The organism is Bradyrhizobium ferriligni (assembly GCF_056837965.1).
On record NZ_JBXEJO010000086.1, the window covers coordinates 19,510 to 40,920 of the forward strand.

The following is a 21,411-nucleotide window of genomic DNA, read 5'->3' on the forward strand; positions in this document are numbered from 1 at the left end:
GGCACGCTCATGGCGGAAGAATCGAGGAAACGAGCAGCTGCGTGTAGGGCTCGCGCGGATCGTCGAGCACCTGGTCGGTGAGGCCGGTCTCGATGACGCGGCCGCCCTTCATCACCATCACGCGATGCGAGAGCAAGCGCGCCACCGCAAGATCGTGGGTCACGACGATCGCCGCAAGCCCGAGCTCGCTGACGAGGTTGCGCATCAGGTCGAGCAAACGCGCCTGCACCGAGACATCGAGGCCGCCGGTCGGCTCGTCCATGAACACCAGCCGCGGCTCGGTGACGAGATTGCGGGCGATCTGCAGCCGCTGCCGCATGCCGCCGGAATAGGTCTTCGGCGCGTCGTCGATGCGGCCGGTATCGATCTCGACCCGCTCCAGCCAGGTCGACGCGGTGTCGCGGATGCGGCCGTAATGATTCCAGCCGACCGCCATCAGCCGCTCGCCGACATTGGCGCCGGCCGACACGCCCATGCGCAGGCCCTGCGCCGGGTCCTGGTGCACGAAGCCCCAGTCGGTGCGAAACAGGAAGCGCCGCTCGGCCTCACCGAGCTCCGCGAGATCGCGCAGCACGCCGTCGCGCATCCGGTAGCACACCCGGCCCGCGCTCGGCGCGAGCTGCGCCGAGAGCAGCTGCAGCAGCGTCGACTTGCCCGAGCCGGACTCGCCGACGATCGCCAGCACCTCGCCCGAATAGAGCGCGAACGAGACGTCGCGGCAGGCCGCAAGCCGGCCGTAATTCTTGGCAAGCCCCTCGGCAACCAGCAGCGGCTCATCGTTCTCGAGGCTCGAGAGCTCAGACATGCGCCTTCTCCTTGTGCGGCGCTGCGCTCTCGGTGCCGTGATGGCCGGCGGCCTGGCGCTGCTCGCAGAAGTCCGTGTCGGAGCACACGAACATCCGCCCGCCCTTGTCGTCGGTGACGATCTCGTCGAGATAGGAATTGTCGGCGCCGCACAGCGCGCAGGGCGCGTTGAAGCGGTAGCGCGTGAACGGGTGATCCTCGAAGTCAAGCGAGACCACCGTGGTGTAGGGCGGGATCGCGTAGATGCGCTTCTCGCGGCCGGCGCCGAACAGCTGCAGCGCCGCGCAATTGTCCATCTTCGGATTGTCGAATTTCGGCGTCGGCGACGGGTCCATCACGTAGCGTGCGTTCACCTTCACCGGATAGGCGTAGGCGGTGGCGATGTGACCGAAGCGCGCGATGTCCTCGTAGAGCTTGACGTGCATCAGCCCGTATTCGGCGAGCGCGTGCATGCGCCGCGTCTCGGTCTCGCGCGGCTCGAGGAAGCGCAGCGGCTCGGGGATCGGCACCTGATAGACCAGCACCTGCCCGGCATGCAGCGACGCCTCGGGAATGCGGTGCCGGGTCTGGATCACGGTCGCGTCCGTGGTCGAGGTCGTGGTCGCGACACCGGCGGTCTTGCCGAAGAACTTCCGGATCGAAATCGCGTTGGTGGTGTCGTCCGAGCCCTGGTCGATCACCTTCAGCACGTCGTCGGGACCGAGGATCGCCGCCGTCACCTGCACGCCGCCGGTGCCCCAGCCATAGGGCATCGGCATCTCGCGGCTCGCAAACGGCACCTGATAGCCGGGGATCGCGATGGCCTTCAGGATCGCGCGGCGGATCATCCGCTTGGTCTGCTCATCGAGATAGGCGAAATTGTACGTCGGCGCGTTCATTCCGCGGCCTCCTGCATTTCCACGGCCGCATTGGCTTCGGCAAACTCCTGCCGCAGCTTGCGCAAGAGGCCGAGCTCGGACTGGAAGTCGACATAATGCGGCAACTTGAGATGCTCGACGAAGCCGGTCGACTGGACATTGTCGGAGTGCGACATCACGAACTCCTCATCCTGCGCCGGCGCCGCCGCCTCCTCGCCGAGCTCGCGCGCACGCAGCGCGCGATCGACCAGCGCCATCGACATGGTCTTGCGTTCGCTCTGCCCGAAGGCGAGGCCATAGCCGCGGGTAAAGCACGGCGCCTCGGTGGTCGAGCCCTTGAACTGGTTGACCATCTGGCACTCGGTCAATTCGATCGAGCCGAGCGGCACGGTAAAGCCCGCGTCCTCGGCGAAGAACTCGACCTCGACCTCACCGAAGCGGATCTCGCCGGCGAAGGGGTGATTGCGACCGTAGCCGCGCTGCGTCGAGTAGCCGAGCGCGAGCAGGAAGCCTTCGTCGCCGCGCGCCAGGTTCTGCAGCCGCAAATCGCGGTCGGCCGGAAAGCTCAACGGCTCGCGCGTGAGGTCGCCGACCGGCGTGTCGCTATCTGCCTGCGGCGAGGATTCGATTAGACCATCGCGGCCGAGAATGTCGGTCACCCGCGGCGTGGCGGCCTGCGAGGCCTCCGCGGTCGCCGGCTGCTCGGGTACAAAACCTTCCGCAAGCTGGGGATCGAGCAGGCGATGGGTGTAGTCGAAGGTCGGTCCCAGGATCTGGCCGCCCGGTACGTCCTTGAAGGTCGAGGAGATCCGCCGCCGCACCTGCATCTCGCCGGTGTTGACCGGCTCGGTGGCGCCAAAGCGCGGCAACGTGGCGCGGAAGGCGCGCACCAGGAAGATCGCCTCGATCATATCGCCGCGCGCCTGCTTGATCGCGAGCGCCGCGAGCTCGCGGTCGTAGAGCGAGCCTTCGGTCATCACGCGATCGACACCAAGCGCGAGCTGCTCGGAGATCTGCGCCAGCGTCACCTCGGGCACATCGCGGTCGCCGCGCCGCTCATGCGCGAGCAGCCGATGAGCATTCTCGATGGCGCGCTCGCCTCCCTTGACGGCTACATACATCGCTCACACTCCGCTTGCGATCAGCCGCGTGGTGCGCGGGATCGCCACAATGGCATCGTCATGGACCAGCACGACATCGATGCCGCGCGGGAACAGGGCTTCGTTGATCGCGAGCCGCTGGAACAGGTCGGGCGGCTTGAGCATCGCCTGCAGCACGGCGCTGCCGTCGATGCCGGGCCCTTTCAGCGCGAAGGCCGGACCCTGCGACAGGCTGTCGACCTGCAGGATCAGCGTGGTCGACCGGTCAGGATATTCGCTGCTGCCGAACGCGAAGCAATCGAGCGCCGGCAGGCTCGCGGCATCGCCGATCAAAGCGAAGCTCGCGATCGAGGAATCGGTGACCACCGGCGCGCTGGCGTGAAACTTCAGCCAGCGGGCGACGTCCGGCGTCGCCGACATCGCGGCGTCGAGCCAGATCGGCGTGTCGTGATCGAACAGCGTCAGCGCGATCGCGGCCGCGCCGCGCATCATGCCGGCGGGCGTTCCGACGCTCGCGGCGACGCGCTGCACGCTGCCCGGGCGCGCCATCGCATCCATCACGGAACGGAAAGTCGACTGCGCCGACAGCACCTTGTCGGCAAAGCCCGTGGGCATTTCGGCAATCGTCGTCATTGCATCATCCCTCACCGCGCACCATCGTGTAGAAATCGACCCGCGTGGCCGCGGTTTCCGCCGCCTTGCGGCCGCGTTCGGCGTTCATGGCGACGCGCAGCGGCGCGATCACCTTCGCCTCCACCTCGCCGGACAGCTCCGCCGACTGCACCATGGCGTCGCACAGCGCGATCATCTGCGCCTTGCGCGCGTCGCGGCCGAGCGTGTAGCCGAAGCCGACCTCGCCGGTCGCAAGCCGCACCGCCGCGCGCGACACCGTCGCCTCGCCGAGATTGAACGGCGCACCGTCGCCGCCGATCCGTCCGCGCAGCATCACAAGGCCGTTTTCCGGCTCGCGCAGGTTCTCATGCGCGGGCACCGCGATCGCCGCCAGCCTGCCGGCGATGTCGGTCGCGGCGGCGTGCGCCAGCACCGTCATCGCGGCCTTGCGCTGGGCCTGCTTGCTGTTTGGTCCGGTCGAACTCATGGTCGAACTCATGGGCAAACCTTTGGGCAACCTTGCTTGCATCAAGTTGTCTATGATACTAGACAACTTGATAGCGGAGCGCCATGACTGTTTCGTGACAAACCAAAGATTTCTGGTATCACCGCGCCATGAGCATGCAGGAAAGTTCCGGCGTCGCCTTATGGCGGCAGGTCGCCGACGGCATCGAGCGCGGCATCGCTGACGGCCGCTTCGCCGCCGGCGAAAAGCTGCCCGGCGAGATGGAGATCGCCGAGACGTACCGGGTCAACCGCCACACCGTGCGGCGGGCGCTCGCCGCATTGGCCGAACGCGGCCTGGTGCGCGCGGAGCGCGGCAGCGGCACCTATGTCGAAGCCCAGCGCCTCGCTTATCCCTTGCGCTCACGCACGCGATTTTCCGAGATCGTCGGCGCCGGCGGCCACGAGCCGCGCGGCCAGTTGATCGAGGCAGGCGACGACATTGCCAACCGCGAGATCGCCCGCGAGCTGGGCCTGAAGATCGGTGCGCCACTGATCCGGATCGAAGCGGTGCGGCTCGCCGACCGGACGCCGATCTGCGTTTCCACCACCTGGCTGTCGGCCGAGCGGTTTCCCGATGCCGGCAGCGTGTTCGCCAACGTTCGCTCGATGACCAAGCTGCTCGGACATTACGGCGTCAAGGACTACCACCGCGCCTCGACCCGGATCACCGCGGCGATCGTCGATGCGACCGACGCCGCGCGGCTCGACCTGCCGCTGGGACGGCCGGTGCTGGTGGTCGACGCCACCGACGTCGACATGCTGGACCAGCCGCTGGTGACCAAGCGCTCGCGCTTCGCCGCCGAGCGCGTCGAGTTTCTGGTCGAGAACGGCTGAGTGTGCAGCCACACTGACGGTGCACCTCTCCCCTTGTGGGAGAGGTCGGATCGCATCACTAGATGCGATCCGGGTGAGGGGTATCTCTCCGCGAACACGTCGGCTTCTGAGTTCGCGGAGAGATACCCCTCATCCGGCGCTTCGCGCCACCTTCTCCCACAAGGGGAGAAGGATTTGAGCGCATGGCGAGCTACACCACCGCCCTCTGTCCAATGATCGCAAAGCGCAGCTTGCTGGAGATGAAGTCGATCGCGGCGACCGCGATCAGGATCATCAGGATCAGGAACGATACCTTCTGCCATTCCAGCACGCGGATCTGCTCGGCGAGCTGCAATCCGATGCCGCCGGCGCCGACGATGCCGATGATGGTGGCCGAACGGGTGTTGGACTCGATGAAGTAGAGCACCTGACCGGCGATCACGGGCAGCACCTGCGGCAACAGGCCGAAGCGGATTTCGTGCAGCGCGTTGCCGCCGGACGCGCGGATGCCCTCGACCTGCTTGCGATCCGCCGCCTCGATCGCCTCCGAGAACAGCTTTCCAAACGCGCCGAAGTCCGACACCATGATCGCCAGCACGCCGGCGAACGGGCCGAGGCCGACGACGTTGATCCAGACCAGCGCCCAGATCAGCGTATCGACGCCGCGGATCGAATCGAGGAAGCGGCGCACCGGAAAGCGGATCAGGTTCGAGGGGATGATGTTGCGCGCCGCCAGCAGACTGACCGGCAGCGCCAGCAGCGCGGCAAGCGTGGTGCCGAGCACCGCGATCGACAGCGTCTCGCCGAGCGCCTGCATGTAGAGCGGAAACGACGAGCCCGGATTCGGCGGGAGCATCAGCATGGTGATCCAGCCGAGCTGGCCGAGGCCCGCGATCAGCCTGGACGGCGAGAAATCGAGATCGACCAGTCCGAACACGAAGATCGCGAGCGCCGCCGCGATCATGGCCGGCATCGCCAGCCGTGCCGATGCGGGACGTTCGAAGACGCCGGGGTACTTCGCGCGCAGTTCCGTGGTGTCCGGCCTCGGCATCTGGCTCATCGACGGGTCTCCTTGCCGAACAGCCGGCCGCGCAGCCAGCCGGTCGAGATGTCGATGATGAAGACGGTGACGATGATGGTGATGAGGATGGCGCTGACGTCGGAATAGTAGAACTTGCGGATCGCGACCACCAGCTCCTGGCCGATGCCGCCAGCGCCGACGAAGCCCATCACCGACGCCTCGCGGACGTTGATCTCGAAGCGCAGCAGCGCATAGCTGGCATAGCCGGCCGAGACCTGCGGCAGCACGGCAAAGCGCATGCAGGACAGCCAGCTCGCGCCGGTGGAGCGGATGCCCTCGACCGGCTTCATGTCGGCGTTCTCGACGATCTCGGCGAACAACTTGCCCAGCGCCCCGGTGGTGTGGATCGCGATCGCCAGTACGCCGGCCATCGGCCCGAGGCCGAACGCGATCACGAAGATCAGCGCGAACACGATGCCGGGAACGGTGCGCGCGAGTTCCAGCAGGCGGCGGATCGTGAAACGTACCCACGGGCCCGGCGACGTATTCTGGGCCGCGAAGAAATTGAGCGCGAAGGCGAGCACGGCACCCGTCAGCGTGCCGACATAGCTGATCAGGATCGTCTCGCCGAGCATCTTCAGCCATTTATGCCAACCCCAGAACCATTCGGCGGGATCGGTCCAGACCCGCGCGCCGGAATCCAGCGTCAGGATGCGATCGAAATAGCTGACGAAATTGCCGAAATAGGTGAACAGCGTGCGCAGGTTCACTTCCGCGCCGAACGCCGCGATCACCAGCACCGCACAGAAGGCCGCCGTTGCCAGCGCGGCTTTCAACCGCTTGCGTGCGACGGACTTGCGGTAGGCGTCCTCCAGCGTCGCCAGTTGCTGCGCTGGAAGAATGGATACGGCGGTCGCCATCGACGCGTGCCAGTCCGGTTCGGAGTTGAGTGGAGAGAAAGGGCCGGGCGATACGCCCGGCCCTCGTGACGTCAGGCGTGCGATCAGCTCGCCTTCTTGCGCAAACCGTCGACGAACTTGATCAGCTCGATGGTGCCGTCCCAATCCTTGGTGGTGGCGGGATGGAAGCCCTTCTTCTGACCGTCGGATAGACGGTCGAAGGCGGCCTTGTCCTTGGTCGGGGCGTCGAAGAAGGCCTTTGCGATCGCGGCCTTCAGATCCTCCGGAAGATCGGTGTTGTACGCATAAGGGCCGTTGATGATCAGCGCCGACTTGTGGATGATGCGGAAATCATCCTTCTTCATCGCCGAGCCGTCGGCATTCTTCAGCATGCCCTTGGTCAGCATCTGGGCGAGCGTGGAATCGTCCTCGTTGGTCCACTGGTTGGCGGCCACATCAACGGTTCCCTGCGACAGCGCCAAGACGGCGTTCTCGTGGCTGCCGGTGAACACGACCTTGCCGAAATAGCCCTCGGCGTTCCCGATGCCCATCTTGTTGAGTTCGAAGCGCGGCACGTTGTTGCCGGACGTCGAGTTCGGATCGACCAAGCCGAGATTCTTGCCTTTCAGGTCCTCGACGGTCTTGTACGGGCTCGACGCCTTGACGAAGAACACCGAGTAATAGCCGGTCGAACCGTCGGCGTTCATATCGTTGGCGAACGCGTCGGTCTTGACGCCGGTCAAGCGCGCGCGAGAGAACGAGGCCGAGCCGTAGCTGGCGATCTGGATGTTGCCGGCGCGCTGGCCCTCGATGACGGCCGCGTAGTCGTTGGCAATGCGCAGCGTGACCTTCACGCCGAGTTCCTTCGACAGATACGCGACGAACGGCGTCCAACGCTCGGTGACGCCGGAGGCGTTCTCGGCCGGCACCACCGCGAAGGTGAGCTCCGGATATTTTGCCTTCCAGTCCTGCGCGGAGGCCGGACCGGCAAATGCCAGCGCGGCAGCGCCGGCCAGAATGATGCGACGAGTGAACATGACTACCCCTCTTTTGTCGTAGTTGCACCTGTTGGCCGAGCAAAATGCTCGGCCTCCCAGATTGAAAAGTGCGCGACGCTCAGGCCGCGGCTGCGGTGCCGAGTGCCGGCGCAGTTGCACCGTCGGGCGCGGGCAGCGGTGCCGCGCCGATGACGTCATTGGCCTCGAGGTCATAGAGCTCGCGGGCGATATGGTCGGTGAGCGCCGCGGGGGCGCCATCGAACACCACGCGACCCGCGGCCATGCCGACCAAGCGGTCGCAATAGGTCCGCGCCAGGTCGAGCGAGTGCAGATTGCAAAGCACAGTGATGCCGAAATGCTTGTTGATGCGCAGCAGCGCGTCCATCACGATCTTGGTGTTGCGCGGATCGAGCGAGGCGATCGGCTCGTCGGCGAGAATGATGTCGGGCTCCTGCACCAGCGCGCGGGCGATCGCGACGCGCTGCTGCTGGCCGCCGGAGAGCTGGTCGGCGCGCTGTGCCGCGAGCTGGGCGATGTCGAATTGCTCGAGCGCCGACAGCGCCAGCGCCCTGTCCTGCTCCGGCCAGACCTGCACCAGCGAGCGCCATGACGGAATCTGGGCCAGCCGACCCATCAGCACGTTGGTCAGCACATCAAGGCGGCCGACCAGATTGAACTGCTGGAAGATCATCGCCGAGCGCGCGCGCCACCGCCGCAGTTCCTTGCCGCGCAACGCGGTAACGTCGGTGCCTTCGAACAGGATACGGCCGGAGGTCGGATCGGCGAGACGATTGATCATCCGCAACAGCGTCGACTTGCCGGCACCGGAGCGGCCGATCACGCCGACAAAGCTGCCCGGCGCGATCGAAAAGGACGCGTTGTCGACTGCGGCTTTCGTGCCGAACCGGCACGTCAAACCTTCCACCACCAGCATGTAATGCTCCAACCGCGCCTCGTTGGGCCATCGCTATCCCCGGCGTTTTACAGTTATGTGACGACAGCGCTGCGGTGCGGCGATCGTCCACACCCCTCCCTTGTCGCTCGCTTGCCGTCATCCCGACGTCATGATGTTGTCATCAAGCGTCCCGATGACGAGCACGCATCCCCGGAAGCCCAAGATTCTTGAAGATTTGCGGAGGCCCTGATGGCCGGAAAGACACTCTCGGTTGTGCCGACCGTCGACCCGACTGCGTCGGTCCGTGAGAGCAAGCTCGGCAAATACACCGAGGTCGGCGCGCGCACGATCCTGCTTGAAGTCAGCATGGACGACTATTCCTACGTCGTGAACGACAGCCAGATCACCTACACCTCGATCGGCAAGTTCTGCTCGATCGCGGCGATGACCCGCATCAACCCCGGCAACCACCCGATGCATCGCGCTACCCAGGCGCATTTCACCTATCGCGCCAGCGCGTATTTTCCCGGAGAGAGCGACGACACCGACTTCTTCAACTGGCGACGTGCGCATCACGTGCATATCGGCCATGACGTCTGGATCGGGCATGGTGCGATCCTGTTACCAGGACGGAACATCGGAACCGGCGCCGTCATTGCCGCCGGCGCGATCGTGACCAAGGACGTTCCCGCCTACACCATCGTTGCCGGTAATCCGGCGCGGCCGGTGAAGCGGCGCTTCTCCGAGACGATCGCCGACCGCCTCGCCGCGCTCGCATGGTGGGACTGGGATCACGAAACACTTCGGCGTGTCCTGCCCGACTTTCGCAAACTCGCGGTCGAGGAATTCCTCGACAAGCATGAGGCCGAGGCCGTATCCCCATCACAGAACAAACAACGGAGCGCCGCATCGTGACGGACATTTTCATCGAGGGCGGGCGCACGCTGGTTGACGGCGCCTTGGTCGAGACCTCGCTGCGGACCGCGGGCCGCGACATCGGTGCGCTCGACGCCGAGCAGGGTCGCGCCGCGCTTCACATCGATGCCACCGGCCTCCTGGTGCTGCCCGGCATCATCGACCTGCACGGCGATGCATTCGAGCGGCAGATGATGCCACGCCCAAGCGTCGACTTCCCGACCGACGTGGCGCTTGTTGACAGCGACCGGCAGGCGATCGCCAACGGCATCACCACCGTATTCCATGGCACGACCTGGTCGTGGGAGCCCGGCCTGCGCAGCGCGGAGAATGCGCGCAAGCTGCTCGATGCGATCGAGGCGCTGCGGCCGCAGCTCGCCGCCGACACCCGCTTCCATCTGCGCCACGAGACCCACAATCTCGAGGCCGAGGCCGAAATCATTCAATGGCTCAGCGAAGGCCGCATCGACCTGTTCGCCTTCAACGACCACAGCAACGTCAAGCCGAAGAAACGCAACCAGCTGGCCGAACGCACCGGGCTCTCCCTCGAGGCCGTCAACGACATGCTCGACCGGGTTGTGGCGCGCCGTCCCGAAGTGCCCGCCTCGATCGCGCGACTGGCCGCGGCTGCGCGCGCGGCTGATATCCGTATGCTCTCACACGACGACAACAGCCCGGCGATGCGCCAGGAGTTTCGCGCGCTGGGCGCTGTGATCGCCGAATTCCCCGTCAATGAGGAGACCGCGCGCGATGCCGCTGGCGCGGGCGACTTCATCGTGTTCGGCGCGCCCAATGTGGTGCGCGGCGGCAGCCACACCGGCTGGACGAAGGCATCCGACATGATCGCACAGGGCCTCTGCTCGGTGCTGGCGTCGGACTACTACTATCCGGCGCAGCTGCTCGCGGCGTTCCGCCTCGTCGCCGACGGCATCCTGCCGCTCGCCAGGGCCTGGGACCTGATCTCGTCGGCACCGGCGCGCGCGGCAGGGCTCGCCGATCGCGGCGTGCTCGCGGTGGGCCGCCGTGCCGACATCGTCGTCGTCGACGACAAGGCGCCGCTGCGGCCACGCATCGTCGCCGTGATCTCAGCCGGACGTCTGGTGCATCTGGCGGACGCAAGCTGCCTTGTTCATTCGCGCGCGCCGCGCAAGACAGTTGCGGCGGCGTAGCCCAAGCCCATGTCCAGCACTCCGCGCTACGCGATCTACTATGCGCCGTCACCCGACAGCGTCCTGCACCGCTTCGGTTCGACACTGCTCGGTTACGATGCGGTGTCGGGCGACGACCTGCCGTTTCCCGAAGGCGTCACGTCCGACTGGCGCGAGGTGAGCGAAGATCCGCGCAAGTATGGATTCCACGCCACGCTGAAGGCGCCCACCGCGCTCGCCGACGGTCGAAGCGAGGCCGAGCTTCTCGATGCCTGTGCCGCCTTCGCCGGCCGCGCGCGGCGCATTCCGGTGATCGAACCGGTGGTCGACGCGATCAGCGGCTTCATCGCGGTGATCCCGGCCAGCCGCTCGGACGAACTGCAGCAGCTTGCCGCCGACTGCGTCACCGAATTCGACGCGTTCCGTACCCCGCTGACAGCCGCGGATCGCGCGCGGCGCAAGCCCGAGCGGCTCACCGCGCGGCAGTGCGACTATCTCGACCGCTGGGGCTATCCCTACGTCATGGAGGAGTTCCGCTTCCACATGACGCTGACGGGGCGGCTGGGCGACGAGCGGCGCGGCCCGATCGTGGCGCAGCTGCGCACACGGTTCGCGGCGATCGACCTCACGCGGCTCGCAATCGACCGCATCGCGCTGTTCAAGCAGACCGACAGCGCATCGTGCTTCCGCATCATCGGCAGCTGGCCGCTGCGAGCTGATCGGGATTAGGCCCCACACACCGGTGTCGTCCCGGCGAAAGCCGGGACCCATAACCACCGTCGGTAGTTGTTCAAGCGAGCTGCGGTCCCAGCATCGTCCCACAACCAACATTCGTGGTTATGGGTCCCGGCTTTCGCCGGGACGACGTGGGATGGATATCGCTATTCGTCGATCCGGGTGCGGGCGATGATTTCGGCGGCGCCCTTCTCCAACAACTCCATGCCGACGGCGCGGCCGAGTTCGCGCGGACGATCCGCGGGCCCACGCCGCGTCACCTCGATGAAGCCGGCACCGGCCTCGTCGAGCACGGAGGCGCGCAGCGTCATCTCGCTGCCCGCGAGCGTGGCGTGGCCGGCGATCGGCGAATTGCAATGACCGTTGAGCACCCACAGCACCTCGCGCTCGGCCTCGGCGGCGAGCCGCGACGGCGCGTTGTCGATCCCGGCAAGCCTCGCACGCGTCGCCCAATCGGTCTCGACGCATTCCACCGCGACAATGCCCTGGCCGACCGCCGGCAGCATCTCGCCGACCGAGAAATCATGCGCGATGCGCGCGGTCATGCCGATGCGCTCCAGGCCCGAGCGCGCCATCACCAGCGCATCCGCCGGCCCCACTTCGCCGCCACCGGGCAGCCGCTGCTTGTCGCCGCGATCGAGCTTGGCCACCCGCGTATCGGCGGCGCCGCGATAATGGATCACGGTCGCTTCCGGAAACAGCCGGCGCAGATAGGCGGCGCGGCGGACTGCATTGGTGCCGATCATGAAGCCCTTGCCGCGCGCGGCGCGGAGGGTGTCGAGCGACAAGCCCGGCCGCAGCACGAGGCTGTCATTGGCGGCATCGCGCGCCAGCATCGCGGCGATGACGAGACCCGGCGTCTCCTCGTTGCCCGGCACGTCCTTCAGCGAATGCATCGCCGCCTGCAAGGTGCCGGCGCGCATGGCTTCGCGGATCTCGGCGACGAAGGCGCCGCCCTTGCCGCCATGGCGCAACAGCTTGCTGGTCTGGTCCTGGTCGCCGCGGGTCTCGAACTTGACGATGTCGACGGCAAGGTCCGGCGCCGAAGCGCGCAGCAGGCGCGCGACCTCATCCGTCTGCGCGAGCGCCATCGCGCTCTTGCGCGTCCCAATCCGCAAAACCTGTCCCGACACGAAAGCTCCGCTGCGCGTGATCATCAACGGCTGGGGATTAGAACAAAAAGCCAGTCAAAACAACGGTTTTTGCCCCTCTTTGGCGCCGCTCAGACGAGCTCCTCGACAAGCTCCACCCCGGCCTCGCGCATCGCCGCGGTGGCGACGGCAAGCGAACCGCCGAGATCGATGGCGCGGCAGCCCGCCAGCACCACCGTGGTATCGAAACCGAGCCGCCGCGCATCGAGCGCCGAATACTGCACGCAATAGTCCGTGGCGAGCCCCGTCATCACGACGCGCCTGAGGCCGCGCTCGCGCAGATAACCGGCGAGCCCGGTCGGCGTCTTGCGGTCGTTCTCGAAGAACGCCGAGTAGGAATCGATCGCGGCCCGGAACCCCTTGCGGATCACGAGCTCGGCCGGCTCGGTCGCAAGGTCGGGATGGAACGCCGCGCCCGCGCTGCCCTGGATGCAATGATCCGGCCACAGGGTCTGCTGCCCATACGGCATGGCGATTTCGGAGAACGGCGCCGCGCCCGGATGCGAGGTCGCAAACGAGCTGTGGCCCGCCGGATGCCAGTCCTGGGTCAGCACGACATGGTCGAACCGGCTGGCGAGCCGGTTGACGACCGGCACGACGGCATCGCCGTCCGTGACCGCCAGCGCGCCGCCGGGGCAGAAATCGTTCTGCACGTCGATGACCAGCAACAGATCGTCGGGCGCAATCTTCATCAGGTGCCGATCCGCAATGACGAGCGCAGCTTGCACAGGCAGGCGATCACTGACAGCGCGGTGATGCGGCCGGTCTTCGGGTTCTCCGAGGGAATGTTCTCGATCATCATCGAGAACCGCGCGGAATCGGAATCGACCTCGATCCGGTGGGTGTTGCGGGTCACGGTCGGATCCGCCCAGATCTCGACCCTTGTGCGGTCGGGGCCGATGCCGGCCAGCGACAGCGCCACCGCGACGTTGAGGTTGGCCGGAAAGCCCTTTGCGGCGCCGCGCGCACTGCCCTCGAAGACACGCAGCGGCTCGGTGATGCCTTCAATTTGGATGTTGTTCTCGACGAGGTGCGGCGCGCCGACGAGGCCCGCGACCGGCTTGCGCGTCACCAGCTTCGCCGAATGAATGGTTCCGATCGCCGCGGCGGTCACCGCATCAAGCCCGATCAGCGCGCCGGTCGGCACGATGATCTGCCCGCCATGGGCTCTCGCAAGATCGACGAGGTCCTCGTTCTGCAGCAGCGCGCCGACGCTCAGCACGACCGCGGTCTTGCCGCGCTCGACCACCGGCGCCACGATCGCACGGACCACCTTGCTCGGCGCGCACTCGACCACGATGTCGGCGACCTCGGCCAGCTGCTCGATCGGCACCAGCTTCGGCGCCGACTTGAGCTCCGCCACCCGGCCGCGGTGCTTGTCCGGATTGTTCGCCGACACCGCGACCAGCGTCAGGCCCTCGATGCCCTGATCGAGCGCCTTGACGACGTCGGTGCCGATCGCGCCGAGGCCGGCGACCGCAACCCGTGTCTTTGTCTTGCTGTCAGCCATCATTTCCCGCCGGCGAGCATCTTGACCAGGCGATAGAGATACTCCTCGCCCTCGTAGAACGACTTGACGAGCACGCGCTCGTCCTTGCCATGGTTGCGGTTGTCGTCGACATCGGCGGCCAGCCCGGAATGACCATAGGTCGGAATTCCGGCATTGCGCAGATAGCTGCCGTCGGTTGCGCCGGTGCTCATGACCGGAACGATCGACGCATCCGGCCAGAACTCCTTCGACAGCTTCTCGATCGAACCCATGATCTCCTCGTTCAGGGGCGACGGCGGGCTCAGCACGGCCTTGCCGGTCGGAGCCACCGCGATTTGCTTGTCGGCGAGCACCCGCTCGATCGTCGCCTGCACGCCCTCGACCGGCTCGCCGGGCAGGATCCGGCAATTCACCTTGGCGGTCGCCAGCTGCGGCAGCGCATTGATGGCATGGCCGCCCTCCAGCATGGTCGCGACACAGGTGGTGCGGAGCTGCGCATTATAACCCGGATTCTCCGATAACCGCGCCAGCGCCGCCGGGTCGGGCTGCGGCGCCAGGATCGCCCTGATGTCGTCGGCATGCGACGTGTCGACCTCGGCGGTCTTGCTGAAATAGATTCGCGTCGTCTCGTTGAGGTTCATCGGGAAGTCGAATTTGGAAAGCCGGACGAGGCCTTCGGCGAGGTGATAGATCGCATTGTCCTTGCGCGGCAGCGACGAGTGGCCGCCGCGATCCTTCACCGTGAGCTGGTAGCCGATCGAGACCTTCTCGCTGGTCTGCACGCTGTTGCGGATCGCCTTGCCGTTCTTGAGACCGACGCCGCCGCCTTCATTGAGCGCGAACTCGGCATCGATCAGGTCGCGGTGGTTCTTGATCAGCCACTGCATGCCGAGACCGTTGGCATCGAGGATCTCCTCGTCGGTCTCGAGCGCCACGATGATGTCGCGGTCGGGCTTGTAGCCCTCCTTCTTGTAGCGGATCAGATTGGTGATGAAGGCGGACGCCATGTATTTGTCGTCGCTGGAGCCGCGGCCGTAGAAATAGCCGTCCTGCTCGGTGAGCTTGAACGGATCGACCGACCAGTCCTCGCGGTTGGCGGGGACGACGTCGATATGGGCGACCAGGAGGATCGGCTTGCGCGCGCCGGAGCCGTGCAGCCGCGCCACCAGATTGCCCTTGTGCGGCGCCGGCGAGAACACGTGCACGTCGGCCTCGGGGAAGCCCGCCGCGCGGAGCCGCGCGCCCATCGCCTCCGCCGCCTTCTGGGTATCGCCGGTCGCGGTGGTGGTGTTGATCTCGACCAGCTCCTGGTAGATGCCGCGGGCGAATTGCTGCTGCTCGGTCAGCCCCTGCGCCGCGGCGCCAGTTGCGAGCAGCGCCGGTCCAAACGCCGCCGCGAGCCGCAGCGATCGAACCGTGTCTCTAGCCTTGTGCGACATCGTGCTCTCCCAGAATTCCGCTACCTGATTGGGGCGAATTCAGACAGGCGACACGCGCTTTGGCAAGACGGCGAGCCCTTCAATTTCCGCGCGCATGCTCCGCGGTTTCGCGTACGCTATTTGCAGTCCTTATTTCGAATCCTTGTTGGTATCCTTGGCCGCGATCACCTCGATCTCGACCAGGAATCCGGGATTGGCGAGGGCTGCGACGCCGACCACCGAGCGCGCCGGCAGGTTCGGCTGGCTGCCGCCGAAGAACTGGGTGTAGCCCTCCATAAAGGCCTTGAAGTCCATCGGCGCCGATGCGTTGTGCACCAGGAACACCTGCATCTTGACGACGTCGCCCATGCCAAGGCCCTGGCCTTCCAGAATGGCCTTGATGCGGTTGAGCACGCCGACGGTCTGCGTCCTGGTATCACCATAGGCCTGCACGCTCGACGGATCGGCGTCCTTGTTGATCGCCGGCGGCACCTGGCCGCTGACATAGACGGTCGTGGTGTTGCCGGTGACGGTCACGGCCTGCGCGATAGGGAATGTCGAGTTGGGAATCGGATGCCTGACCACGTCAGCCGAGGCAGCGGTCGCCATCGCCGATAACGCGGCGCCCAGTGCGATACCGATGAATTTCATCAAACTCTCCCGAGTGTTTTTGTCAGCGGCGGGCGTCCTGGACATCCTTGGTCGTCACCGCGTCCTCATAGTTGTTGCTGAAGTGCGTCCGCAGATAATTCACAACGGCGGCGATCTGACCATCGGTCATCATGTCGCCGAATGCCGGCATGCCGCGGCGGCCATTGATGACCAGGAAGACCGGATAGCTGCCGGCCTCGAGATTCTTGTTGCCGGCCAGCGACGGATAGCTGCCCGCCCCGCTCGCGCCCGTCGCATCCGGCATGTGGCAGCCCTGGCACACATTGGCGAACAGCTCCTCGCCGGTCATCTCGACGAAGCGGTAGCCCGAAGAGAAGGTGCGCTTGCCCGCGCTACTGTCCTGCCCAAGGGCTGCCGTCGCCGACAGCAGCGCCAGTGCGGCGACGACGGATGTTGCGGTCCGCATCATCATGTCTTCACCACGCGTTCGTGCAGCCGGGAGATGACGTCGAGCGCGGACAAGATGGCGCCCTCCTGCCAGGCCGGCAGCTGCGAGGCGTGCTCGCCCGCCAGCACGATACGGCCGTCGATCTGGCAGAGATTGCGGTAATGCTGCGCGCGGGCGGCTTCGGTCCATTCGCCGGCGCAGCCGAGCGTGAACGGCACGCGATGCCAGGCCACCGCGACGCCGTTCTCGAATTCGTTTCTGTACTGCGGATGGATTGCGGCGCCGAACTCGACCGCGCTGGCGACCCGCTCGGCAGGCGTCATCGCGGTAAACTCGAAGGAATTGGCACCGCCATACATGTAGGCGCCGAGCAGGATGCCGCGGCCGCCGCGGTTGAAGCCATAGTTCGGATAGGCGATCTGCCGGATCGGCAGGTCGGTATAGCTGATGCCGCCATAGATCGCGTCATCCTCCTCCCAGAACCGCCGCTTGAACTGCAGGCCGATCTTCACCGAGGCGGCATAGGGCACGGAGTCGATCGCACTCTTCATCGGCGCGCTGACATCGACCGGCAACTGGCTCAGGATCGGCAACGGGATGGTGCAGATGCACCAATCGGCGGTGGCCTGCTGCACCGTGGATGGGCTGGCGGTGTCGACATAGCTCACGGTGACGCCGGAGCCGTTCTGCTGGATCTGCGTTACCTTGGCGCCATAGCGGATGAGATCGCCGACCTCGCGCGCGAACGCCTTGCCGATCATGTCCATGCCGCCGACCGGCTGGAACATGGTGGTCTGGAAATCGTAGCGCGCAAAGGTCTGCAGATAGCGCCACATCCGCGACCGCAGCAGCTCCTGCAGCGGGATCGGGTCGCTGGGCAGCGGATCGCCCATCAACCCGCCGCCGGGATCGCGCGCATAACCACGGAACTCGGCCGACACGAGGTTGGCATTGTACTTGTAGTCGCGATCCAGCGCGCCCCAGTCGCGCAGCGACTGCAGCAGGATCTCCTGATCTTCCTTGCCGACGGTCTCGTCGAGCCGGCCCTGCTGGGTGATCTTCGCGAGCAGCTCCGAGACCCCGCCCTGGAAATCCGCCTTGATGCTGCGAAAGCGCTGCGGTTTGCCGCCGAATGCACGCGTCGCGTGCAGATAGGCGTTGTGATTGAGCTGGATGAAGGGTTCCAGCGTCACATTGAGCCGGCGGCAGTAGTCGAGCAGCGCACGGTGATGATAGGGAATCCGCCACGGGCCGGGATTGAGATAGAGCCCCTGCTCGAACTGGCTGGTCTGCCTGAAGCCGCCGAGCTCGACAAAACTGTCGCCGCCGCGGATCGACCAGTTGCGGCCGCCGGCGCGGTTGTTGAATTCGAGGATCTGGACCTTGTAGCCGGCCTTGCGCAGCTCCAGCGCCGCCGTCATCCCGGCAAGCCCTGCGCCGAGAATCAGCACCGAGGCGCCCTTCACGTCGCCCGCGAGCTTCAGCGGCCCCTTGTAGGCGGATTCCGACGCGAAGCCGAGGCTCGTCATCGCGTGATACATCGCCGAACTGCCGGCAATGGTGCCAATCAGCGCCAGCAGATCCCGCCGCCTGATCACAGATTCGTTCTGCACCCGCGCTCACCCAGCCGCTGACGTCGATGGCGAAGGGAAACGGTTGACGCGATCCGTGTCAAGAAAGGGCGCACGCTTCCACATGCACCCACACGCGCTTTTGATGCATCACGCGACCGACACATCACACCACGCGCTCGCGATGCACGCGCCGGCAATCCATTTCGAAGTCGAGCCCAACCACCGGCGGCCGGTCGAAATGCCAGGTCAAGCCGTTGCGAAGCACGCCGCGGCGGCCGAGTTCGCTTTCCAGCACCGGATAGGCGTCGTGCACGGTGTAGAGCTGCACCGCGGTGGTGTCCTGCCAACGGCCGCCGAACGCGCTCATCCGGCGTTCCATCTCGTCGGCCACGAATTTCGCCTTCGCCAGGAGGCCGGCCGGGCTGGTGTCGCCAAGGGCGACGGTGTGATCGCGGTAATTGGCCTTGCCCTCGACCGACTCGCCGCTGCCGGCGACGACGAAGCTGGTTGGTGCGTCCTTGGCGGCCGGCACCGTGTAGCAGAAGGCGTGGAAGCTCGGCTCGCCGGGCGGATCGAGCTTCGGACAGACATTGCTGCGCGCCACCGGATTGACGCCGTCCCGCATCACGCCCCAGGCCACCAGCGTCTTGATGTAGATATCGTTGAAGGCCCTGAACCCGTCCTCGGTGAACGGCGCCGGGGAGCGCAGCTCGCAGGCGCCGAATGCCGTCAGCGGACGGCCCGCCGCTTTGATGATGTCGGCAATCCTTGCAAAACCCGCGCTCAAGGGCACCGGTTCAGAGAACCTGACGCGCTCGATGGCAAAGCCGGGCAGCGCACCGATGCCGCAGGAATACTGACTGACGCCGGGCATGAAGCGGTAGCCGCCGTCGGAAGCCTCGATGGTGTTGGTCATGGTGCCTCGTGAACACGGTGATGGGGCCGTCGCGATGACGGTCCGCTTGAGTTCACCACAGCTGTCGTCCCTGCGAAAGCCAGGACCCATACTCCGCGGCCGAGGTTGTTAAGGGGACTCCTTGTTCCAGCGTCGTGAAACAATGACCATCGGTGGTTATGGGTCCCTGCTCCCGTGCGCAATTGCGCACTAGGCAGGGACGACACTGAACTTGTTGCACGATCACCGGTGGAATGGCTCCCTTCCCTTTCACCGTCGTCCCGCGACGAGCCGGGCGGTCGTCGGCCGACAGCGATCGTTAGTCGGCCGGGATGAAGCGGAGTGTGCCTGCCCGGCGCGTCGGCTTGCCGGTGTCGTTCGTATGATTGACACCGTCCATCACAGGCACCTCGGGGAAATCGAATGGGCTTACGCCGTCCAGGCAGGCCACATTGACGGCATACAGGTTCTGGTTCGATCGTCGTTGATGATGGGTGTAGATTCCGCAGCGCGAACAGAAGAAGTGCTGCACCGATCCGGTATGGAAGCGGTAGCTCGTTAACGCATCCTCACCGTGCAGGATCTTGATCCCGCCCATCTCCGCCATGGCAACGACGGCGCCCCGCATCCGGCAGTAAGAGCAAGTGCAGCGGCGGATCGAATTGAAGCCGTCGCTGAGCGTCGCCTCGAAACGCACCGCGCCGCAATGGCACTGGCCGGCCCGAACACCCGTGTCGCCCGTCATGTTGCCGCGTCTCCTGTCCGGATCGCTTCTGCGCCCGGCCTTGCAGGGCGGACGAGAAGGTCTCAGCGAGGTCAACGCGCCGCACGCCGCAGATCGCTCGGAACTGCGCAGGAGCATGATCTGCCAACTGGGATCGATCTCAATGCGAACGTATCGTCAGGATCGGCACCGGACAACCGATCAAAACTCGCGCATGATAGGAGAAAAACTCACGCGAAGGCTCGATGCAAATTTCTGACGCAGCTAGTGCGATTTGGCGACGTAGGGGCAGCCGCCTTCATCGAGCGGACGGAAGGCCTGGTCGCCCGGCACCGTCGCGAGATACTCGTAGAGGTCCCATTTGCTCCTGGACTCCTCCGGCTTCTTGATGCGCATCAGATACATGTCATGCACCATCCGACCGTCCTCGCGCACGAGGCCATTCTGGGCAAAGAAATCATTGACCGGGGTCTTGCGCATTTGCGCGATCACGGTTTCCGAATCGACCGAGTTGGTGGCGGCGACCGCCTTGAAATAGTGCCGGAGCGCCGAGTTGACGCCGGCCTGGTAGGCGGTCGGCATCGCGCCATGCCGCTTGAAGAACTCCTGGGCGAAGACGCGCGTCTCCGGCGTGCGATCCCAATAGAAGGAATCGGTGAACAGCAGATCGTGCGCATGCGCGAGGCCAAGCGCGGGCACGTCGGTGAGCGTCACCTGCAGTGCGACGACCTGCATGCTGGCGCGGATGTTGAACTCGTCGGCCTGCGACACCGCGTTGCGGAAGTCGGAACCTGCATTGGCAAGCGCCAGGATCTTGGCGCCGGAGGACTGGGCCTGCAGCAGGAAGGACGAGAAATCGGCGGTGTCGAAGGGGTGGCGGACCGCGCCGAGCACCTTGCCGCCGGCCGATGTCACGGCCTTGCTCGCATCGCGCTCCAGCGCCTGGCCGAACGCGTAATCCGCCGTCAGGAAGAACCAGGGCGTGCCGCCGCGCGCAACCACGGCTTTCGCCGTCGCGTTCGAGGAGGCATAGGTATCGTAGGTCCACTGCACGCTGGTCGGCGAGCATTGCTTGCCGGTGAGATCGGACGAACCGGAGCCCGAAATCAGGAACAGCTTCTTGCGTTCGCGCGTCACCGTCTGGATCGCGAGTGCCACCGCGGAATTGACGCCTTCGGCGACCACGTCGACACCCTTGTTGTCGATCCAGTTGCGCACGATGCCGGTCGCCACGTCAGGCTTGTTCTGGTGATCCGCCGAAATGATCTCGATCTTGCGACCGGCGACCGTGCCGCCGATTTCCTCCGCCGCCATTTGTGCCGCGATCACCGATCCCGGGCCATTGCCGTCGGAATATTGCCCGCTCATGTCGGTGATGATGCCGACCCGCAGCACGCCATCCTCCGCTCGGGCAGCGCCGGCCGCAAATGAGAGACACATGGCGGCAATTGCGACCAGGACAAGCGAGCGTTTCGTGATGGACATTTCGTTCCCGGGGGTTTCGATGTTTCGGACGATCTCCTGAAGCAATCGGGGATCGCCGACAACCCCGTCGCCGGCATGGCGCTCTGCGATTCCGTTCAGAAATTCCGGGAGAAGGAACACAGCTATTGCCTCGACACGCGCGAGGCCGATCGTACGAACGCCGCGACGAGATTTCGCCGCGGCGTGCGCTAGAGCGCGATGAATTGTTGGTTGAAGCAGAGTTGAACCGCAGGCTCGCTCAGCCTCTCCCGCTTGCGGGGGAGGCCGACGCGCTTAGCGCGGCGGGTGGGGGCTCTCACCAAGATGGGATT

At 65.7% G+C, this 21,411-nt stretch carries 23 protein-coding genes; 4 read left to right on the forward strand and 19 right to left on the reverse strand.

What is annotated here, in order from left to right; all coding sequences use genetic code 11:
- Nucleotides 1-7 precede the first annotated feature (7 nt).
- From phnK to phnG, 5 genes are read right to left on the reverse strand one after another with little or no spacing between them, the layout of a single operon-like run.
- Nucleotides 8-805 carry a phosphonate C-P lyase system protein PhnK gene (gene phnK / locus AC1VNY_RS36325; protein ID WP_482408766.1) on the reverse strand — a complete coding sequence of 266 codons (798 nt, stop codon included), beginning with the start codon at nt 803-805 and terminating at the stop codon, nt 8-10.
- Nucleotides 798-1,682: an alpha-D-ribose 1-methylphosphonate 5-phosphate C-P-lyase PhnJ gene (locus tag AC1VNY_RS36330; protein ID WP_016846424.1), complete on the reverse strand. Its 885-nt coding sequence runs from the start codon at nt 1,680-1,682 to the stop codon at nt 798-800. The genes phnK and AC1VNY_RS36330 overlap by 8 nt, the downstream gene beginning before the upstream one ends.
- Complete coding sequence (locus tag AC1VNY_RS36335) at nt 1,679-2,782, reverse strand: carbon-phosphorus lyase complex subunit (RefSeq protein ID WP_482408767.1); 1,104 nt, start codon at nt 2,780-2,782, stop codon at nt 1,679-1,681. Before AC1VNY_RS36335 ends, AC1VNY_RS36330 begins: the two co-directional genes overlap by 4 nt.
- A gap of 3 nt (nt 2,783-2,785) precedes the next feature.
- On the reverse strand, nt 2,786-3,394 hold the full coding sequence (gene phnH, locus AC1VNY_RS36340) for a phosphonate C-P lyase system protein PhnH (RefSeq protein WP_482408768.1): 609 nt from the start codon (nt 3,392-3,394) through the stop codon (nt 2,786-2,788).
- 4 nt (nt 3,395-3,398) lie between these two features.
- Nucleotides 3,399-3,860 (reverse strand): phosphonate C-P lyase system protein PhnG, encoded by a 462-nt coding sequence (phnG, locus tag AC1VNY_RS36345; protein ID WP_141341820.1) that lies wholly within the window; start codon nt 3,858-3,860, stop codon nt 3,399-3,401.
- 128 nt (nt 3,861-3,988) lie between these two features.
- On the opposite strand from phnG, the gene phnF reads away from it, so the two are divergent.
- Entirely contained in the window at nt 3,989-4,714 is a 726-nt protein-coding gene (gene phnF / locus AC1VNY_RS36350) for a phosphonate metabolism transcriptional regulator PhnF (RefSeq protein WP_253592430.1), read from the forward strand.
- 190 nt (nt 4,715-4,904) lie between these two features.
- Here phnF and phnE (AC1VNY_RS36355) read toward each other — a convergent pair whose 3' ends face one another.
- The 4 genes from phnE (AC1VNY_RS36355) to phnC all read right to left on the reverse strand — a co-directional run bounded on the left by phnE (AC1VNY_RS36355) (nt 4,905) and on the right by phnC (nt 8,545).
- On the reverse strand, nt 4,905-5,753 hold the full coding sequence (gene phnE / locus AC1VNY_RS36355) for a phosphonate ABC transporter, permease protein PhnE (protein ID WP_038386534.1): 849 nt from the start codon (nt 5,751-5,753) through the stop codon (nt 4,905-4,907).
- Entirely contained in the window at nt 5,750-6,634 is an 885-nt protein-coding gene (gene phnE / locus AC1VNY_RS36360) for a phosphonate ABC transporter, permease protein PhnE (RefSeq protein ID WP_482408769.1), read from the reverse strand. Before phnE (AC1VNY_RS36360) ends, phnE (AC1VNY_RS36355) begins: the two co-directional genes overlap by 4 nt.
- An 83-nt stretch (nt 6,635-6,717) precedes the next feature.
- Nucleotides 6,718-7,650, reverse strand: coding sequence for a phosphonate ABC transporter substrate-binding protein (gene phnD / locus AC1VNY_RS36365; RefSeq protein WP_482408770.1), 933 nt, complete (start codon nt 7,648-7,650; stop codon nt 6,718-6,720).
- Between the two features lie 79 nt (nt 7,651-7,729).
- Entirely contained in the window at nt 7,730-8,545 is an 816-nt protein-coding gene (gene phnC, locus AC1VNY_RS36370) for a phosphonate ABC transporter ATP-binding protein (protein WP_482408771.1), read from the reverse strand.
- Between the two features lie 210 nt (nt 8,546-8,755).
- Between phnC and AC1VNY_RS36375 the strand changes: the two genes are divergently transcribed.
- Genes AC1VNY_RS36375 through AC1VNY_RS36385 form a run of 3 tightly spaced genes read left to right on the forward strand, consistent with a single transcriptional unit; the run spans nt 8,756 to nt 11,298 of the window.
- Complete coding sequence (locus AC1VNY_RS36375; protein WP_482408772.1) at nt 8,756-9,421, forward strand: transferase hexapeptide repeat family protein; 666 nt, start codon at nt 8,756-8,758, stop codon at nt 9,419-9,421.
- Nucleotides 9,418-10,590, forward strand: a complete 1,173-nt coding sequence (locus tag AC1VNY_RS36380) for an alpha-D-ribose 1-methylphosphonate 5-triphosphate diphosphatase (RefSeq protein WP_482408773.1) — start codon at nt 9,418-9,420, stop codon at nt 10,588-10,590. The genes AC1VNY_RS36375 and AC1VNY_RS36380 overlap by 4 nt, the downstream gene beginning before the upstream one ends.
- Nucleotides 10,591-10,599: 9 nt before the next feature.
- Complete coding sequence (locus tag AC1VNY_RS36385; RefSeq protein WP_482408774.1) at nt 10,600-11,298, forward strand: DUF1045 domain-containing protein; 699 nt, start codon at nt 10,600-10,602, stop codon at nt 11,296-11,298.
- A 152-nt stretch (nt 11,299-11,450) separates the two neighbouring features.
- On the opposite strand, the gene hemC is transcribed toward AC1VNY_RS36385, so the two are convergent.
- From hemC to AC1VNY_RS36435, 10 genes are all read right to left on the reverse strand, one after another.
- Nucleotides 11,451-12,461, reverse strand: a complete 1,011-nt coding sequence (gene hemC / locus AC1VNY_RS36390) for a hydroxymethylbilane synthase (RefSeq protein ID WP_482408775.1) — start codon at nt 12,459-12,461, stop codon at nt 11,451-11,453.
- A gap of 65 nt (nt 12,462-12,526) precedes the next feature.
- Nucleotides 12,527-13,147: a bifunctional nicotinamidase/pyrazinamidase gene (pncA, locus tag AC1VNY_RS36395; RefSeq protein ID WP_482408776.1), complete on the reverse strand. Its 621-nt coding sequence runs from the start codon at nt 13,145-13,147 to the stop codon at nt 12,527-12,529.
- A complete protein-coding gene (locus tag AC1VNY_RS36400; RefSeq protein ID WP_482408777.1) occupies nt 13,147-13,965 on the reverse strand; it encodes an aspartate dehydrogenase in 819 nt (272 codons plus the stop codon). The genes pncA and AC1VNY_RS36400 overlap by 1 nt, the downstream gene beginning before the upstream one ends.
- Nucleotides 13,965-15,383 carry a M20/M25/M40 family metallo-hydrolase gene (locus tag AC1VNY_RS36405; protein WP_482408778.1) on the reverse strand — a complete coding sequence of 473 codons (1,419 nt, stop codon included), beginning with the start codon at nt 15,381-15,383 and terminating at the stop codon, nt 13,965-13,967. Before AC1VNY_RS36405 ends, AC1VNY_RS36400 begins: the two co-directional genes overlap by 1 nt.
- 129 nt (nt 15,384-15,512) lie before the next feature.
- Entirely contained in the window at nt 15,513-16,013 is a 501-nt protein-coding gene (locus AC1VNY_RS36410; protein WP_482408779.1) for a Rid family hydrolase, read from the reverse strand.
- Nucleotides 16,014-16,035: 22 nt separating this feature from the next.
- Entirely contained in the window at nt 16,036-16,446 is a 411-nt protein-coding gene (locus AC1VNY_RS36415; protein ID WP_482408780.1) for a c-type cytochrome, read from the reverse strand.
- Entirely contained in the window at nt 16,443-18,035 is a 1,593-nt protein-coding gene (locus AC1VNY_RS36420) for a flavin monoamine oxidase family protein (protein WP_461193890.1), read from the reverse strand. The genes AC1VNY_RS36415 and AC1VNY_RS36420 overlap by 4 nt, the downstream gene beginning before the upstream one ends.
- Nucleotides 18,036-18,159: 124 nt before the next feature.
- The gene (gene cnbZ, locus AC1VNY_RS36425; protein ID WP_482408781.1) at nt 18,160-18,912 is read right to left on the reverse strand and encodes a 2-amino-5-chloromuconate deaminase CnbZ; all 753 of its coding nucleotides are present in this window, start codon (nt 18,910-18,912) and stop codon (nt 18,160-18,162) included.
- Nucleotides 18,913-19,210: 298 nt separating this feature from the next.
- Nucleotides 19,211-19,636: a GFA family protein gene (locus AC1VNY_RS36430; protein WP_482408782.1), complete on the reverse strand. Its 426-nt coding sequence runs from the start codon at nt 19,634-19,636 to the stop codon at nt 19,211-19,213.
- A 243-nt stretch (nt 19,637-19,879) separates the two neighbouring features.
- On the reverse strand, nt 19,880-21,100 hold the full coding sequence (locus AC1VNY_RS36435; RefSeq protein ID WP_482408783.1) for an ABC transporter substrate-binding protein: 1,221 nt from the start codon (nt 21,098-21,100) through the stop codon (nt 19,880-19,882).
- Nucleotides 21,101-21,411: the final 311 nt, after the last annotated feature.

Coding starts and splice junctions, on each gene's coding strand:
- phnK (WP_482408766.1), bottom strand. CDS start 805: ATGTCTGAGCTCTCGAGCCTCGAGAACGATGAGCCGCTGCTGGTTGCC.
- AC1VNY_RS36330 (WP_016846424.1), bottom strand. CDS start 1,682: ATGAACGCGCCGACGTACAATTTCGCCTATCTCGATGAGCAGACCAAG.
- AC1VNY_RS36335 (WP_482408767.1), bottom strand. CDS start 2,782: ATGTATGTAGCCGTCAAGGGAGGCGAGCGCGCCATCGAGAATGCTCAT.
- phnH (WP_482408768.1), bottom strand. CDS start 3,394: ATGACGACGATTGCCGAAATGCCCACGGGCTTTGCCGACAAGGTGCTG.
- phnG (WP_141341820.1), bottom strand. CDS start 3,860: ATGAGTTCGACCGGACCAAACAGCAAGCAGGCCCAGCGCAAGGCCGCG.
- phnF (WP_253592430.1), top strand. CDS start 3,989: ATGAGCATGCAGGAAAGTTCCGGCGTCGCCTTATGGCGGCAGGTCGCC.
- phnE (WP_038386534.1), bottom strand. CDS start 5,753: ATGAGCCAGATGCCGAGGCCGGACACCACGGAACTGCGCGCGAAGTAC.
- phnE (WP_482408769.1), bottom strand. CDS start 6,634: ATGGCGACCGCCGTATCCATTCTTCCAGCGCAGCAACTGGCGACGCTG.
- phnD (WP_482408770.1), bottom strand. CDS start 7,650: ATGTTCACTCGTCGCATCATTCTGGCCGGCGCTGCCGCGCTGGCATTT.
- phnC (WP_482408771.1), bottom strand. CDS start 8,545: ATGCTGGTGGTGGAAGGTTTGACGTGCCGGTTCGGCACGAAAGCCGCA.
- AC1VNY_RS36375 (WP_482408772.1), top strand. CDS start 8,756: ATGGCCGGAAAGACACTCTCGGTTGTGCCGACCGTCGACCCGACTGCG.
- AC1VNY_RS36385 (WP_482408774.1), top strand. CDS start 10,600: ATGTCCAGCACTCCGCGCTACGCGATCTACTATGCGCCGTCACCCGAC.
- hemC (WP_482408775.1), bottom strand. CDS start 12,461: ATGATCACGCGCAGCGGAGCTTTCGTGTCGGGACAGGTTTTGCGGATT.
- pncA (WP_482408776.1), bottom strand. CDS start 13,147: ATGAAGATTGCGCCCGACGATCTGTTGCTGGTCATCGACGTGCAGAAC.
- AC1VNY_RS36400 (WP_482408777.1), bottom strand. CDS start 13,965: ATGGCTGACAGCAAGACAAAGACACGGGTTGCGGTCGCCGGCCTCGGC.
- AC1VNY_RS36405 (WP_482408778.1), bottom strand. CDS start 15,383: ATGTCGCACAAGGCTAGAGACACGGTTCGATCGCTGCGGCTCGCGGCG.
- AC1VNY_RS36410 (WP_482408779.1), bottom strand. CDS start 16,013: ATGAAATTCATCGGTATCGCACTGGGCGCCGCGTTATCGGCGATGGCG.
- AC1VNY_RS36415 (WP_482408780.1), bottom strand. CDS start 16,446: ATGATGATGCGGACCGCAACATCCGTCGTCGCCGCACTGGCGCTGCTG.
- cnbZ (WP_482408781.1), bottom strand. CDS start 18,912: ATGACCAACACCATCGAGGCTTCCGACGGCGGCTACCGCTTCATGCCC.
- AC1VNY_RS36430 (WP_482408782.1), bottom strand. CDS start 19,636: ATGACGGGCGACACGGGTGTTCGGGCCGGCCAGTGCCATTGCGGCGCG.
- AC1VNY_RS36435 (WP_482408783.1), bottom strand. CDS start 21,100: ATGTCCATCACGAAACGCTCGCTTGTCCTGGTCGCAATTGCCGCCATG.